This is a genomic window from Knoellia locipacati (assembly GCF_044791685.1).
In the GTDB taxonomy this organism is placed as follows: Bacteria; Actinomycetota; Actinomycetes; order Actinomycetales; family Dermatophilaceae; genus Knoellia; species Knoellia locipacati_A.
Map to the genome: position 1 here is coordinate 333,565 of NZ_CP087730.1, position 15,591 is coordinate 349,155.

Annotated in this window: 13 protein-coding genes; 6 read left to right on the plus strand and 7 right to left on the minus strand. The window is 71.9% G+C overall.

The genetic code is table 11. The features are described from left to right. Positions 1–13: 13 nt before the first annotated feature. Positions 14–4,912, minus strand: a complete 4,899-nt coding sequence (locus tag LL946_RS01565) for an NAD-glutamate dehydrogenase (protein WP_404384089.1) — start codon at positions 4,910–4,912, stop codon at positions 14–16. A gap of 144 nt (positions 4,913–5,056) precedes the next feature. On the opposite strand from LL946_RS01565, the gene LL946_RS01570 reads away from it, so the two are divergent. From LL946_RS01570 to LL946_RS01580, 3 genes are read left to right on the plus strand one after another with little or no spacing between them, the layout of a single operon-like run. After that, on the plus strand, positions 5,057–5,371 hold the full coding sequence (locus tag LL946_RS01570; RefSeq protein ID WP_404384091.1) for a hypothetical protein: 315 nt from the start codon (positions 5,057–5,059) through the stop codon (positions 5,369–5,371). Then, positions 5,368–5,892 carry a hypothetical protein gene (locus tag LL946_RS01575; protein WP_404384093.1) on the plus strand — a complete coding sequence of 175 codons (525 nt, stop codon included), beginning with the start codon at positions 5,368–5,370 and terminating at the stop codon, positions 5,890–5,892. The genes LL946_RS01570 and LL946_RS01575 overlap by 4 nt, the downstream gene beginning before the upstream one ends. A 53-nt stretch (positions 5,893–5,945) precedes the next feature. Beyond that, complete coding sequence (locus tag LL946_RS01580; protein ID WP_404384095.1) at positions 5,946–6,434, plus strand: DUF2505 domain-containing protein; 489 nt, start codon at positions 5,946–5,948, stop codon at positions 6,432–6,434. A 74-nt stretch (positions 6,435–6,508) separates the two neighbouring features. Here the strand turns inward: LL946_RS01580 and pruA are convergent, their stop codons facing one another. The 5 genes from pruA to LL946_RS01605 all read right to left on the minus strand — a co-directional run bounded on the left by pruA (position 6,509) and on the right by LL946_RS01605 (position 12,625). Beyond that, a complete protein-coding gene (gene pruA / locus LL946_RS01585; protein ID WP_404384097.1) occupies positions 6,509–8,140 on the minus strand; it encodes an L-glutamate gamma-semialdehyde dehydrogenase in 1,632 nt (543 codons plus the stop codon). A gap of 321 nt (positions 8,141–8,461) precedes the next feature. Then, entirely contained in the window at positions 8,462–8,893 is a 432-nt protein-coding gene (locus tag LL946_RS01590) for a DUF6912 family protein (protein ID WP_404384099.1), read from the minus strand. Between the two features lie 11 nt (positions 8,894–8,904). Further along, complete coding sequence (locus LL946_RS01595; protein ID WP_404384101.1) at positions 8,905–10,335, minus strand: wax ester/triacylglycerol synthase family O-acyltransferase; 1,431 nt, start codon at positions 10,333–10,335, stop codon at positions 8,905–8,907. A 146-nt stretch (positions 10,336–10,481) separates the two neighbouring features. Then, positions 10,482–11,951, minus strand: a complete 1,470-nt coding sequence (locus tag LL946_RS01600) for a CpaE family protein (protein WP_404384103.1) — start codon at positions 11,949–11,951, stop codon at positions 10,482–10,484. Continuing rightward, complete coding sequence (locus LL946_RS01605; RefSeq protein WP_404384105.1) at positions 11,948–12,625, minus strand: hypothetical protein; 678 nt, start codon at positions 12,623–12,625, stop codon at positions 11,948–11,950. Before LL946_RS01605 ends, LL946_RS01600 begins: the two co-directional genes overlap by 4 nt. A gap of 250 nt (positions 12,626–12,875) precedes the next feature. On the opposite strand from LL946_RS01605, the gene LL946_RS01610 reads away from it, so the two are divergent. After that, positions 12,876–13,088, plus strand: coding sequence for a helix-turn-helix domain-containing protein (locus LL946_RS01610; protein WP_404384107.1), 213 nt, complete (start codon positions 12,876–12,878; stop codon positions 13,086–13,088). Between the two features lie 30 nt (positions 13,089–13,118). On the opposite strand, the gene LL946_RS01615 is transcribed toward LL946_RS01610, so the two are convergent. Then, entirely contained in the window at positions 13,119–13,661 is a 543-nt protein-coding gene (locus LL946_RS01615; RefSeq protein ID WP_404384109.1) for a hypothetical protein, read from the minus strand. 72 nt (positions 13,662–13,733) lie between these two features. Here LL946_RS01615 and LL946_RS01620 point away from each other — a divergent pair, with 72 nt between their 5' ends. Both LL946_RS01620 and LL946_RS01625 read left to right on the plus strand, forming a co-directional pair. Next, a complete protein-coding gene (locus tag LL946_RS01620) occupies positions 13,734–14,804 on the plus strand; it encodes a LysM peptidoglycan-binding domain-containing protein (RefSeq protein ID WP_404384110.1) in 1,071 nt (356 codons plus the stop codon). Beyond that, positions 14,801–15,346, plus strand: coding sequence for an Rv3235 family protein (locus tag LL946_RS01625; protein WP_404384112.1), 546 nt, complete (start codon positions 14,801–14,803; stop codon positions 15,344–15,346). Before LL946_RS01620 ends, LL946_RS01625 begins: the two co-directional genes overlap by 4 nt. The last annotated feature ends 245 nt before the right edge of the window (positions 15,347–15,591 follow it).

The following is a 15,591-nucleotide window of genomic DNA, read 5'->3' on the forward strand; positions in this document are numbered from 1 at the left end:
GGACGTCTCCTCGTCAGCTCACCTGCCGGACCACGGACCGGAGCGTGCGCAGGGCGACCGAGAGTGCCGCGATGTTGGGCTTCTCCAGCGACCGTATGCCGGCCAGCTGGTTGCCGACCCGCTCGGTCGCGCCGTCGCTGGCCTGGTCCCAGGCCGAGATGCGCTCCTCCGCGCTGACGACTCCGTCGCCGTCGAGGTCGCCGTTGAACTCGAAGGCGTTGCGGGTGAAGGACTCCAGGACCGAGTAGAGGTCGTCGCGGAGCGCACCGCGGGCGAGGGCGTCCCACCGGTCGTCGCGGGGCAGGCCGGCGACTCGGGTGAGCATGCCGTCGATCCCGAACCGCTCGGACATCCGGAAGTAGACCTCCGCGACGTCACCGGCCGTGTGGTCCACGTCCGAGGCGATCTCGACGACGTCGAGCAGCGAGTAGCTGTCGAGCAATGAGGCGGCGCGGGCCGCCAGCTCGCTCGGCACGCCCTCGTCCTCCCAGTGCGACGTCTGTGCCAGGACGCGCTTGCGCTCGCCACCCTGGAGCATCTCCGGGATGCGGGGCACGAGGTCGGCGACGACCGGCGCGAACCGCTCGACCTCGGTGGTGATGTCGAGCCCGTGCGGCCGGGCGGCGAGCAGCCACCGGACCGCCCGGTCGAGGAGCCGTCGGAACTCGAGGTAGAGCTCGGTCTGCACGGAGGTGGGGAGCATGTTGTCGAGGTCCTCGACCGCCTTGACGAAGCCGCGCAGGTCGAACACCTCGCGGCAGACGATGAACGCCCGGGCGACCTGGTCGGGGGTGCCCGTGACCTCCTCCGCCGCGCGGAACGCGAAGGTGATGCCGCCGCGGTTGACCATCGAGTTCACGACCGAGTTCGTGATGATCTCGCGGCGCAGGGGGTGCTCACCCAGCTCCGCGGCATACGGCTCCCGCAGTGGCTTGGGGAAGTAGTGCGCGAGCGTCGCCGCGAAGTACGGGTCGTCCGGCAGGTCGCTCTCGAGGATGTCCTTCTTGAGGGCGAGCTTGGCGTAGGCGACGAGGACCGAGAACTCCGGCGACTTCAGCCCCAGCCCCGCGGAGGCGCGTTTCGCGATCTCGGCGTCGCTGGGGAGGAACTCCAGCGATCGGTCGAGCTCGCCGCGCCCCTCGAGCCAGACCATGAGTCGCTGGTGGACCGGCACCATGGACAGGTCCTGGGCGCGGGCGTTGCCGAGCAGGACGTTCTGCTCGTAGTTGTCGCGCAGCACGTGGGCGGCAACGTCGTCGGTCATGGAGGCGAGCAGGGTGTTGCGCTCCTCCGTCGTGAGGTCGCCGCGACGCACGACGTCGCCGAGGAGGATCTTGATGTTGACCTCGTGGTCGGAGGTGTCGACGCCAGCACTGTTGTCGATGGCGTCGGTGTTGACGCGCACCCCTGCCAGCGAGGCCTCGATCCGGCCCAGCTGGGAGAGCCCGAGGTTGCCACCCTCGCCGACGACCTTGACCCGCAGCTCGTCACCGTTGACGCGGATGGCGTCGTTGGCGCGGTCGCCGATGGAGAGGTGGTCCTCGCTCGTCGCCTTGACGTAGGTGCCGATGCCGCCGTTCCACAGCAGGTCGACGGGGGCGAGCAGGATCGCGTGGATGAGCTCGGTCGGGGTCATCGACGTGACGTCGTCCTCGAGGTCGAGCGCTGCCCGCATCTCCGCGGTGATCGAGATCGACTTCAGCGACCGCGGGAACACTCCCCCGCCGGCCGAGATGAGCGACCGGTCGTAGTCGTCCCAGGACGACCGCGGCAGTTCGAACAGGCGCTTGCGCTCCTGGAACGACTGTGCCGCAACGGGATCCGGGTCGACGAACACGTGTCGGTGGTCGAACGCGGCGACGAGCCGGATGTGCTCGGACAGCAGCATGCCGTTGCCGAAGACGTCGCCGCTCATGTCGCCGACACCGACCGCGGTGAAGTCCTCGCTCTGCGTGTCCACGCCCATCTCGCGGAAGTGCCGCTTGACCGACTCCCACGCGCCGCGGGCGGTGATGCCCATGGCCTTGTGGTCGTAGCCCGCCGAGCCGCCGGAGGCGAACGCGTCGTCGAGCCAGAAGCCGTAGGACTGCGCCACGCCGTTGGCGATGTCGGAGAACGTCGCGGTGCCCTTGTCGGCCGCGACGACGAGGTAGGAGTCGTCGCCGTCGTGACGCACGACGCGCTCCGGCGGCACGATCTCGGTGCCGACGCGGTTGTCGGTGATGTCGAGCAGGCCGGAGATGAACGTCCGGTACGCGGACTGCCCCTCCGCGAGCCACGCCTCGCGCGAGACCGCCGGGTCGGGCAGCTTCTTGGCGTAGAACCCGCCCTTGGACCCGGTGGGCACGATGACGGCGTTCTTGACCATCTGCGCCTTGACGAGCCCGAGGATCTCGGTGCGGAAGTCCTCTCGACGGTCGCTCCAGCGCAGCCCGCCACGCGCGACCGAGCCGAACCTCAGGTGCACGCCCTCGACCTGCGGGCTGTAGACCCAGATCTCGTATGCCGGCCGCGGGGCCGGGAGGTCGGGGATGGCCTTGGGGTTGAGCTTGAGCGAGACGTAGGCCTTCGGCTCACCGTCGGCCGCGGGCTGGAAGAAGTTCGTCCGCAGCGTCGCGCTCATCACGGCGAGGAACGAGCGGATGATGCGGTCCTCGTCCAGGGAGCTGACGTCGTCGAGCGCAGCGGTGATGCGCTCGCTGATCTGCTGCTGGAGCGCGTCCCGCTGCTCGATCTCGTCGGCGCCGAACGCCTCGGGGTCGAAGCGTGCCTCGAAGAAGGCCACGAGGTCGGTCGCGATCGACGGGTTCGCCACGAGGGCGTCCTCGAAGTAGGACTGGCTGAACGTCGCCTGGGTCTGGCGGAGGTACTTGGCCACCGCCCGCAGCACGACGACCTGTCGCCACGTGAGCCGGGCGGCGAGGACGAGCTGGTTGAACCCGTCGGACTCCGCACGGCCGTCCCACACGGCGAGGACGGCACCCTCGAAGAGCTCGCGCAGCTCCTCGTGCGGAATACCCGCCCAGATCTGCTGGTCCTGGACCCTCAGCCCGAAGTCGTAGACATGCAGCTGGACCCCGTCGGACCGGCTCACCTCGTAGGGCTGCTCGTCGACGACCTCGACGCCCATGTCGGTGAAGATCGGCAGGATGTCGGTGAGCGACAACGGATCCACGCGGAAGAGCTTGAACCTGCGGATGCTCTCGGGCGAGTCCCCCGGACGGTAGAGCGCGACACTCGTGCGCCGCTCGTCGCTGAGGCCGTCGAGGTGGTGCAGGTCGGCGACGCCCTGGACGACCGAGAAGGTCTCCTCGTATGCCGTCGGGAAGCCGCGCCCGAACCGGTCGAGCAGGCGGTCGCCCTCGACCTCACCGAGGCGGTCGCGCAGACCGTCGCCGAGGCGGTCGGCCCAGTTGCGGCTGACCTCGACGAGCCGGCGCTCGAGCTCGGAGCGCTCCGCCTCGTCGAGGTGTCGAACGCGTTCGCCCACCGGGACCCGGACGACGAACTGCAGCCTGGACAGGGCGCGCTCGCTCACCCGGGCGGTGAACTCGACGCTCTCGCCGCCGAAGGTCTCCTTGAGGATCGCCGCCATGCGGGTGCGGACGCCGGTGTTGTAGCGGTCGCGCGGGATGTAGACCTGGCAGGAGACGAAGCGGCCGAAGTCGTCCTCGCGCAGGAAGAGCTTGGTGCGGCGGCGCTCCTGGAGCTGGGTGACGGCCATGGCCGTCTCGTAGAGCTCCTCGGGCGTGGCCTGGATGAGCTCGTCGCGCGGGTAGGTCTCGAGGACCTCGAGGAGGTCCTTGCCGGTGTGCGAGTCCGGTGCGAGGCCTGACTGCTCGAGGACCGCCTGGACCTTCTCGGCGACGACGGGGAGGCGCAGCACCGATTCGGTGTAGGCGGTCGACGCGTAGAGGCCGAGGAAGCGCTTCTCCCCGGCGGTGCTCCCGTCCTTGGTGTAGGTGCGGATGCCGACGTAGTCGAGGTATGCCGGGCGGTGCACGGTCGAGCGCGAGTTCGCCTTGGTGAGGACGAGGACGCCGCGTTCGCGAGCCTTGCGGCTGGACTGGGGCGACAGGGGGATGAGCTTCTTGTCGGCGGGCGGGTCCTGCTGGAGCATCCCGAGCCCACTCCCGCCGATCGGGCGGATGACGTCGCCCTCGGCCGTCTCCTCGAGGGCGTACTCGCGGTAGCCGAGGAAGGTGAAGTGGTTGTCGGCCATCCACCGCAGGAACGCGCTCGCCTGGCTGACCTCGGCCGCGGAGACACCGGGGGGCGGCGCCCCCTCGAGCTCGGCCGCGATGACGAGGCAGCGGGTGCGCATCGCCGGCCAGTCGGTGACCGCTTCGCGCACGTCGAGGAGGCAGTTGTCGAGGACCGCCGTGAGCTGTTCGCGGGCCGCCTCGTCGCTCTCACGGTCGACGGTGAGCAGGATCCACGACTCGGAGTGGACGTCCGGCTCGCCCTGGGGCGAGCCGGAGACGTCGTCCTCGCAGGTCTCGACCAGCCGGCCGGACTCGTCACGGCGCACGCGGAACTGGGGGTGGATCACGAGGTGGATGTCGACGTCGCGCTGGACGAGGGCACCCGTCACGGAGTCGACGAGGAAGGGCATGTCGTCGGTGACGACCTGGATCACGGTGCGCGCGCTGGACCACCCGTCGGAGTCCGTCGTCGGGTTGAAGACCCTGACTGCGGCGGTGCCGGGTGTGCGGTTGGCGGCGAGGTCGAGGTGTGACTTCACCGCTCCGGCGAGGGTGCGGGCGGGACGCGAGCTCAGCTCCTCGTCCGGCACGTGCCGGAAGTAGTGGCCGACGATGGCCGCCCCGTCCGGTCGGGGGTCGAGAACGGCGAAAGCCGCGACGATGGCGTCCAGTGTGGTCGATCGGGGGTGGACCGATGACTCAGTCATGGTGCGCTGCAGATCCTTTGAGTTGCGGCGTCGCCGATGGCCCTCGGCGGGACACGGCACTGTGTCCGAGAACGAGACTACTCACCCTCCTGCACCTGTGGATGAGCGGCCGGAGATGGGACGCGTGAGCACTAGAGTGACGTGGTGCGCAGGCCCTCCGAACCCCCGGCACTTGCCGTGGTGAGCGACGCGCTGCAGGGCCTGTCCGACACCGTCGCGGGCGTGGAGGACGACCTCCTCGCGAGCCTCGTCGTCCTGGGGGAGCCCGACGCCCAGCGGAGCGTCGACGGCTGGGTCGACCAGGTGGTCGACCTCCTGCGTGCGGTCGACGAGGTCGCCTCGCAGCACCGCGCGACGCTCGCCCGGGCCCGGGCCCGACAGCCGGCCGGTGCCGTCGGTGATCTCGCCGACCAGCGCGACCCGCAGCTCGCCGACCCGCTCTCGTCGGAGCAGCCGTGAGGGGCCCGGTGCCGGGCGACCCGGCGTCCCTCTCCAGCCTCGGGGCGACGGCCCGGCGCGCGACCCGCGACCTCGAGGCGGCCCGCGTGCGGAGCGAGACGGCATACGGATCGCTCAAGGACGGGTGGGGCACCTCGACCTCGGTGCGCGTGCGCAAGGAGGGTGGACGCGCCCTCGCGACCCTCGCCGAGGGTGCGCGGCACGCCGAGGCGGTCGGTGCCGCACTCCAGTCGTATGCCGTCGAGCTGAGTGAGCTCCAGGCGCGCGCCCGCGCCGCGGTCGACGAGGCGTCGGCCGCCGGGCTGGTCGTCGACGCCGGTCAGGTGCAGCTCGCCTGGGGCGTCACGGGCGAGGCCGACTCGGTGGCGACGCACGAGCGCACCGAGGCTGTGCGGCGGCTGCAGGCCGAGCTGGACGCGATCAGCACCCAGCACCGGCGGCGCCGAGACCGGTTCCTCACCGAGGTTGTCGCGTCGACCGCGAACCTCGAGGCGCTCGCGAGCGCCCTGCGGCTCGCGTGAGCCCCCGGATGGAGTGAGAGGATCGGCAGGTCCGCCCACGTGAGGAGCACCAGGTGAAGTTCACGCACCGCGCCGAGTACCCCGCAGCGCCCGACGTCGTCTTCGCGGTGATGAGCGACCAGCAGTTCCAGGACGCCAAGTGCGACGCGACCACGACCGGCCGGTGGAGCGCCGACGTCACCACGGCAGCCGACCGGACGGTCATCACGACGGAGCGCCACCTGCCGACCCACGGGTTCCCCGACGTCGCGAAGTCCTTCGTCGGCGCCACCCTCACCATCATCGAGGTGCAGACGTGGGGGCCGGCCGACGAGGACGGACGCCGCGTCGCCGACCTCAACCTGCACGTCAAGGGCGCGCCGATGACGCTCCGGGGCTGGATCCGGCTGTCCCCCACCGAGTCCGGAAGCATCCACGAGCTCGAGGCGGAGCTGCGCGCAGGAGTGCCCCTCATCGGCGGGCGGCTCGAGAAGGCGGCGGCCGAGCCGCTGACGACCGCGGCGGACATCGAGACCCGCCTGCTCCACGAGCGCCTCGGCTGACGGCCACGTCCCCACGTCCTGCCCGTTCGTGCAGACCTCGGTCGGCGCGAACGGGCAGGCGGTGACGGCTGGGGTCAGACGCCCATGTGCGGGTAGGTGTGGTTCTTCGGCGGGACGAACGTCTCCTTGATCGAGCGCGGGCTCGTCCAGCGCAGGAGGTTCTGGGCCGAGCCGGCCTTGTCGTTGGTGCCGGACGCGCGGCCTCCGCCGAACGGCTGCTGGCCGACGACGGCGCCGGTGGGCTTGTCGTTGACGTAGAAGTTGCCCGCGGCGAAGCGCAGCCGCGAGGTCGCCTCGGCGACGGCGGCGCGGTCCTGGGCGATGATCGAGCCGGTGAGGGCGTAGGCCGAGGCCGAGTCGATGACGTCCATGATCTTGCCGAACTGGCGGTCCGGGTAGACGTGGACCGAGAGCAGCGGACCGAAGTACTCGGTCGTGAAGATCTCGTCGTGCGGGTCCTCGCCGACCATGATCGTCGGGCGGACGAAGTAGCCCTCGGAGTCGTCATAGGTGCCGCCGGCGACGATGTCGATCCCGCTGGTCGCCTTGGCCCGGTCGATCGCGGCCTTGTGCTTGGCGAACGCGCGGTCGTCGATGACGGCGCCCATGAAGTTCGACAGGTCGGTGACGTTGCCCATCGTCAGGCCCTCGGTGAGCTCGACGAGGTCCTTGCTGATGACCTTCCAGATGCTGCGCGGGATGAACGCCCGTGACGCCGCAGAGCACTTCTGGCCCTGGTACTCGAACGCGCCGCGGATCATCGCGGTCCGGACGACGTCGGGATCGGCGCTGGGGTGGGCGAGGATGAAGTCCTTGCCACCGGTCTCACCCACGATGCGCGGGTAGTGGCGGTAGGTCGTGAGGTTGGACCCGATCTCCTGCCACAGCTGCTGGAACACGCGGGTCGAGCCGGTGAAGTGCAGGCCGGCGAACTCGGGGTGCTTGAGCACGACGTCCGAGACCTCGGTGCCGTGACCGGTCACGAGGTTGATGACGCCGGGGGGCATCCCGGCCTCCTCGAGGATCTCGAGGACGAACTGGGCCGCGAGCGCCTGCGTGTGCGACGCCTTCCAGACGACCGTGTTGCCCATGAGCGCGGGGGCGGTCGGGAGGTTGCCGGCGATCGCGGTGAAGTTGAACGGCGTGATCGCGTAGACGAAACCCTCGAGCGAGCGGTAGTCGGTGCGGTTCCAGATGCCGGGGGCGTTGGCCGGAGGCTGCTCCTCGATGATCTGGCGCGCGAAGTGCACGTTGTAGCGCCAGAAGTCGATGAGCTCGCAGGCCGCGTCGATCTCGGCCTGGTATGCCGTCTTGCTCTGTCCCAGCATCGTCGCGGCGTTGACCTTGGCCCGGTAGGGACCGGCCAGCAGGTCCGCGGCCTTGAGGAGGATCGAGGCACGGTCGTCGAAGGACATGTCGCGCCATGCCGGAGCCGCGGCGTTGGCTGCGTCGACGGCCGCCTGCGCGTCCGCCTTGGTGGCGTCGCGCAGGGTGCCGAGCACGGACCGGTGGGCGTGCGGCTGACGGACGTCGATCTTTGTGCCACGGCCCTCGACCCGCTTGCCGCCGATCGTGTGCGGGAGGTCCCACTTCGTGCTGCCGACCTCGGCGAGCGCGAGCTCGAGCGCTGCCCGCTCGGGGCTGCCGGGTGCGTAGTCGCGCACCGGCTCGTTGATCGGGGCGGGGACGTGGGTCACAGCGTCCATCGGTGTCTTCCTCGATTCCGTGGGGGTCTGGGGGTTGTCCCCATGGTGTCACGCGTGCGAGAGGTGCTCCGAGGTGAGCCGGGTCAGGCGTCGGGCCTCGACCCCGTCGTCGCCTCCGACCCCCGCGCGCCCCACGCGCAACCTTCGACCAATTGGTCAGAAGGTGTCGCGCAACTTTCGACCAATTGGTCAAGAAATGTCGCGTGGCCCAGCCGTCGGGCGGCGCGCCCGCGCGCAACTTTCGACCAATAGGTCAGAAGGTGTCGCGCAGCTTTCGACCCATTGGTCAGAAGGTGTCGGGCAGATCGGAGGTGCGCCGGGTCAGGCGTCGGGCTTCGACCCTGTGACGAGGGCGATGACGTCGTCGAGCTCGGTGACGTCGTACCAGAGGAGGTCGGCGACCTCTCCGCCCGGCTGCTCGTCGATGTGGAACGACGCGATCCGCGGCAGGGCCACGACGCTGTCGAGCTCCACCGCGGTCTCACCGTCGGTCACGGGGCGCACGACCGCCGCGTCGACGTCGGCGGAGGCGACGACGCGCCGCTCTCCCTCTGCGGCACGCTCGGCGGCGTCCGTCGCGGCAGCCGACCACGCGGCATACTCGCGCTCCTCGTCGTCGTTTCCGAGTCCCGGACGGGTGCTGGCCGGCACGGCGGCGTGTCCGAGGACCGGGGCAGGGCCGAGCTCACCGGTGCGGCGCAGGCCGTCCAGGGCGGAGGAGTCGAGCGGGAGGTAGACACGTACCAGGGGCATGGGGGGTCCTTTCAGCGCGCTCGGGCGCGCGGAGCCTCGAGCAGCTCCTGCAGGGCGTCGACGATGGACTGGCCGAGCACGTCGGCGTCGGGCAGGGCATCGCGGTCGGCGTAGAGGCCGTAGTAGACCCCGCCGTCGTAGGACGTCAGGCCGATCGAGAGCGCCCGGGACGGCCCGAGGGGCATGACGGGGTAGGTCGAGGCCATCTGGGCACCCGCGACGTAGAGCGGGTGCTGCGGGCCGGGAACGTTGGTGATCGCGACGTTGAAGAGCCGGCGCGAGACGGCGCCGCCGAGCCGGGCCGCGAGGGTGTGCATCGTCGGCGGGGCGAACCCGCCGAGCCCCGCGAGGGTGTCGGCACCGACCGCTCGGCCGGCCTCCATCTGCTGACGCATCGCGAAGGCGATCTGGTGCAGGCGCATCGAGGCACCCGGCTCGCCGACGGGCAGGTCGACGAAGCACGCGGCGAGGTGCCGACCGGCCGAGAGCTCGCTCTCGTCGTCGTGGACGCTCACCGGGACCATGGCCCGGATCGTCGTCGAGCCGTGCACGCTCTCGCCGCGGGTCATGAGCCACGTGCGGAACGCACCGGTCACGGTCGCGAGGACGACGTCGTTGATGCTCACGTCGTCGGCGAAGGCGCCCTTGGTGAGTCGGGACCGCACCTTCTTGTAGTCCTCGAGGTCGGTGCCGACCATCACGAAGCGACGGGCCCGTCCGACGCGGGCGTTGAGCGGCGACTCGGGCGCGGGGCTGGTCGAGGCGCGGGCCAACGCGGAGACGACCTCGCCCGCGGCACCGAGGACACGCCCCGCGGTCGCCTTGACGTCGGTGATGCCGGACTGCACCGTGTCGACGATCTGGCTCGGGGCGCGCACCGTGTCGGCGAGGGCGCTCACCACGAGCTCGGTCTGGGACGGCTCACGACTCGGGCGCCAGGTGTCGTGGACGCTCTCGGCACTCGGCGTCTGCGAGTCCTCGAGGATGAGGTGGGCGATGTCGACGGCATTGACGCCGTCGACCAGGGCCTGGTGGGTCTTGGTGATGATCGCGAACCGGTCGTCGGCCAGGCCCTCGACGAGGTAGACCTCCCAGAGCGGACGGCTGCGGTCGAGCTGGCGCGGCTGGATGCGGGCGATGAGCTCCTCGAGCTGCTCGTCGTCGCCCGGTCGGGGCAGGGCCGAACGGCGCACGTGGTAGGTCACGTCGAAGCGCTCGTCGTCGATCCACACCGGGTTCGCGAGGCGGCCCGGCACGAAGCGCACCCGTTGCCGGTAGCGCGGGACGTAGGCGATCCGCCGCGAGATGATCCCGACGAGACGGTCGTAGTCGAAGCCACCGTCGGGGGCGTCGAAGACCATGACCGACCCCACGTGCATCGGCGTCGACGAGTTCTCGAGCGTGAGGAAGCTGCTGTCGAGGGTGCTCAGGCGGTCGGACACGAGCCCATGGTGTCAGATGGTCACGCAGCACCGAGTGAGCACGGCACCGGTGTGACGGGTCACCCAGCCGTCGCTCCCGCCAGGTCCGCTCGCAGCCGGGCCCATCGCGCCCGTCGGGCTCACCGGGCCCATCGCGCCCGTCGGGCTCACCGGGCGCGGCGCGAGGGCAGACCGAGCCGGCGACCGCGGGACCGACGCCCGCTCCGCGTCGCACCCGCGGCGAGTTCGGGGCTCACCGCCTCGACGACGCGACCGTTCGCACGCGTCACCGCAGAGTCGGGCGCCTGCTCGACGAGGCTGCGGCCGGCCAGCAGGGCGGCGTCGCACTCCTCGGGCGCCCACGGCACGAAGATCGGGTCCTCGAGGCCGGCGAAGCGCCCGAGCACCTCGGCGATGGCCTGCTCCGGCTTCGACCCGGTCGCCGACGCCCTGACCTTGTTGACGACGACGACCGGCTCCGGTGAGGGCACGACGCCGACGTCCTGGACGGCCCGGACGAGCCGTTGGAGCCCGATCGGGTCGGCTGACCCCACGACGACGAGGCTGTCGGCGCACTCGAGGGCGGTGAGCGTCGTCGCGTTGCGGCGTGGGGCCGCGGTGTCGTAGCTCAGCTCCTCGTCGTCCTCGATCGAGAACCCGCAGTCGACGACGACGTGGCCGACGAGCGCGCGCGACTTCTCGAGGACGTCCTCGACCGCCGCGGCCCGGAGCTCGGGCCACCTCTCCGGCTTCGGTATGCCGGTCAGCACCCGGAGCCCGGACGTCACCTCGGGTGCCACGCGCGACAGGGAGGCACTGTCGAGGGTGCCCTGCTCGGAGGCCCGGGCAGCGGCCGCCACCCCGGGTGCCTCGTCGATGAGGGCGAGCGCCTGCGCGATGCTGGCGCCCCAGGTGTCGAGGTCGACGAGGAGCGTCCGGACACCCCGGCTCGCGAGCACCGACGCCATCGTGACGGCGAGCGTGGTGCGGCCCGGCGAGCCGGTCGGTCCCCACACCGCGGTGATGGGCGCGCGGGTCGGCCCGCCGTCGAGATGCCCGTCCTCGTCGCCCGACCCGGGTCCCGCGTGCGTACCGTTCGACCACGGGTCCGACGCCGTCCCCGCGGGCCCTCCCGGGGAGCCGCCATCGAGCCACCGCGTGAGGTCCTCGTCGCTCACCGTCGAGGGGGGCATCGCAGCCGTCCATCCTCCGGGCCCGGCAGGTCCACCCGGCCTACCGGGTCCGCCGCTCGCTCCCGGCGCGCGTGGACCCGTCGCCGCGCCGCCCTCGGCGAGGTCGACGAGGGTGCGGGCGATCTCGTCGGGCTCGGTGCCCGGCCGCAGGAGGGTGCCCACGCCAAGCTGGCGCAGTCGGGCCTCACCCACGTCGTCCCCTGCCGCGACGAGTCCCGCGACGCGGACCCCGTGGCCGGCGAGGTGACGCAGGGCGTCCCGGTCGAGGCCGCGGAAGTCCGCCGAGACGACGGCGACGTCGGCCACCCCGGAGGCGCCGGTCGACAGCAGCTCGGCGACGTCGGCACAGCGGCGCACGACCGCCACGCCGGACGACGAGTCCACCGCCGTGACGAGCTCCTGCTCGTGGTGGTGGGAGACCCCCGTGATGACGCCGGTGGTCATGAGGCCCGCGCTCCGATCGCGCCGGGAACGGCGACGAGGGTGATCTTGGCGCCGAGGTCGACGTCGCCGACGAGCGACTGCACCTTGTCCTTGGGGACCATGACCTGCACCGGCCTGGTGTCGCCCGAGCCACCCATGACCCCGTCGTCCTTGGACACCGCGACGACGGTGACGCCCTCGAGCGCGAGCTCGGGACCCTCGAACGACTCCGTCCCGACGCTGCCCCGGGCGGGCGCCGAGGGACGGTTGACGTAGACGTCGACGACCGACCCCTTCTCGAGGGTCGACGCCGAGGTGGCGTGGACCTGCAGGGCCACCGGCTGGCTCGTGGCCTGCGCGCGCGGGCCCACCGCGGAGAGCGGGATGAGCTCACCGGCTCGCACCTCCCGCAGGACGACGTGCTCGGCCGGCAGCCCTGCGTCCGCGCCGACGTAGTCGCTGCCGGCGTCACCCAGCTGGACGTCGACGCGCACCACGTCCTCGGCGGTGAGTGGCTGCCCGGCCATGAGACCGGACTTCGCGGCATACATCGGGACGCGGTCGTCCGCACGGCTCACGACGTAGGCACCGATGGCGGTCGAGGCGAGCACGAGGAGCAGGCCGACGAGGAGTCGGCTGTCGCGCCAGGAGGGTGCGCGCAGTCGCTGGGCGGTGGGCGTGGGCAGGTCGCTCATCGGGATGCTCCGTGTCGTGGGAACTCGGCGGTCGGGGCAGGGCCCGACGGATCAGCACGTCCCTCCCCCGTCACAGATTGTGGCCCACCGGGAGACCTGCCGCCCGTCGAGCGCCGGCGCCTGTGGACAACGTCGCCGACGCGCGCGCTCTGTGGACGAGCGCCTCGGTGGCGCCGACCGTGCGTGGCAGACTGGATCGACGCGCACCCGAACGCGCACGCCCGACCGGAACCACCTGAGGAGCAAGCCCGTGGCCAAGCGGTTCATCCCGCTCACCGAGGTGTCCGAGATCCTCGACATCTCCTCGGCGCAGGCCTACGCGCTCGTGCGCTCGGGCGAGCTGCCCGCGATCAAGATCGGCGGCCGGGGCCAGTGGCGCGTCGAGACCACCGTGCTCGAGGACTACATCCAGCGGATGTACTCGCAGACCCGGGACTTCGTCCGCGCCAACGGCGACGACTGACCCGCCGCCGGACCTCGCGCGCGGCTCGGCTCAGCGTGCCTCGACGACGACCACGGCCCCGAAGGGCACGGTCTGGCGGCTCCTGACGTTCTCGGTGCGCCGACTCTCCCCCAGCTCGTGCTCGGCGAGGTCCACGAAGTCGGCACCGACGACATCGATCGTCCCGGTGACGACGTGGCCACTGGTGTCGGTGACCGCCACCGGGGCACGGTCCCGCGAGAGCCCGCGCAGGGCGTAGCCGAGGCCGAACCGCCGAGCCGTCCGGGCCGACGACGCGCGCAGCGGCAGCCCCACCACGCCCGTGACGACAGCTGCCGGGATGACAGCCTCTCGACCGGACGCGAGCCGGACGAGCAGCCAGTCCTCACCGACGTCGACCAGCTCGCCCTGGACCTCGGCCCCGGTGACCAGCCGCAGGCGCAGGGACGCACCCAAGGCTGCCACGAACCGGGCTGCGAGCTCGACGTTCGCCCGCTCGCGCCGCGTCCGGTCCGCCACCTCGGAGTCACGGTCTCGACGCTCCTCGGCATCGAGCTGGGCCTCGAGGTCGTCGAAGAGCTGGTCCCACCGCATGCGGGGAGCCTAGGGCGCTGGGCGCCACTGTTCCTGTTGCGCCACCGAAAGACATGAAATACCGTCAATCTCATGCAAACTGCACCAAACGGCCTCAAACGGCATACGGCGAGCTCTCCTCGCAGATCGCTCACCCGCGTGGCACGCGTGGCCGCCGTCGGTGCGACGGCGACCGTCGTCGTCGTGGGCGCCTCGTGGCTGCTGGCCCTCGCGTGGCTCACGGCTCACGCCCAGGTCGACGCGCCCGGGCCCGCCTCGACCGACGAGCTCCTGGCCCTCACCATCGCGACCCTCGCGGTGGGGATCGCGGGGTGGCTGGGGCTCGGCGTCGTTCTCGAGGTCCTGTCGCACGCACCGGGCCGGCTGGGTCAAACAGCCGGGCGCTGGGCCCACCGGCTCACGCCGGCTCTTGCTCGCCGGGTCGCGGCGTTCGTCCTGGGCGTGGGCGTCGGCGTCGCGGGCGGTCCGTCCCAGGCCGTCGCCGGCTCACGGGCGGCCCACGCGGTCGCGGTCCCCGCCGACGCGCCGTCGGATGTGCGTATGCCGGCCGACCCGGGCTTCGTCCCCGCAGGCTCGTCGGCCGGGCTCGGTGTGCCGGCCGACCCGGGCTTCATGCCGGCCGACCCGGGCTTCGTGCCGGCCGACCCGGGCTCCCTCTGGGCGGACCCGGGCTTCGTGCCGACGGGCTCGGGCTTCGGCTCGGCAGACCCGTCGGCCGGGCTCGGCCTCCCGGCGGACCCCGGCTTCGTGCCGACCGGTGCCGAGGCGGGCGCCCGCACCGACGCGGTGCCGGGGGCCACTTCCGCTCCCACGCCTGCCCCTTCGGGCACCCAGGTGGCGCCTCCTCACCCCGGCTTCACGCCCCGGGCCCCGCGTGTGCGCCCGCAGGCCGACCCGGGGCTGCTCGGTACCCGCGGACGGTCCTTCACCGACCACGAGGTCGTCGTCCACCGTGGGGACTCCCTCTGGTCGATCGCCGCCCGGCACCTCGGCCCGGACGCCGTCGACGCCGAGATCGCCCACGCCTGGCCCCAGTGGTACGCCGCGAACCGCGACCGGATCGGCGACGATCCCGACCTCCTCCTCCCCGGCCAGGTCCTGCGTGTCCCCGACTCCCGCCAGAACGAAGGTGCCCACCGATGAGCCCGTCCGTGACGTCGCACCTCCGACCCGTCACCGTCCACTCCCCGACGAGCCGACGCCCACCGGCCATCCCGCTCGTCGAGGCCATGCAGCGGTCGGCCGACTCCCTGGGGCACCCGGGCTACATCCAGGACGCGCTCGCCGTGGACCTCGCCTCAGCCAGCGACGAGCAGATGTTCGGCCCGCAGAGCACTGCGCGAGCAGACCTTCCCGAGCCCGAAGCGTGGGCCGCCCAGATCGCTCAGGCGATCGTCGAGGTGATGTCCGGACTGCGCCCGGCGGCCCAGGTCGTCCGCTGGACGACACCCCAGGTGTATGCCGTCGTCGCCCGTCGCGGAGCCCTCGCCGCCCGCCGCCGCGCCTCCGGCGCGCGCGCGAGCGCCACCCGGGCGCTGGTCCGCTCGGTCCACGTGTGCGAACCCGCGGACGGGGTCGCCGAGTGCAGCGTCGTCGTCACCGAGGGTGCTCGCGTTCGCGCCATGGCGGTGCGCCTCGCCGGGCAGGACGGCCGCTGGCGCGTCGAGGCGCTGCAGATCGGCTGACCCGCCGCCCTCGCGAGCCCGAACCCGCCGCGCCCCGAGCTGGAACCGCCGCCCTCGCGAGTCCGAACCTGCCGCTCCCCCGAGCTGGACCCGCCGCTCTCCCGAGTCCGCCGCCATCCCACGACGTGAGCGACGCCGTCGACCGACCGGGGGCCGTCAGGACGACGAGATCGGGCAAAGTGCTCGGGATCGCGGGGATCCTCGACACTCCGCCCGATCTCGTCGGACCTCGGCTGCTGAACCCT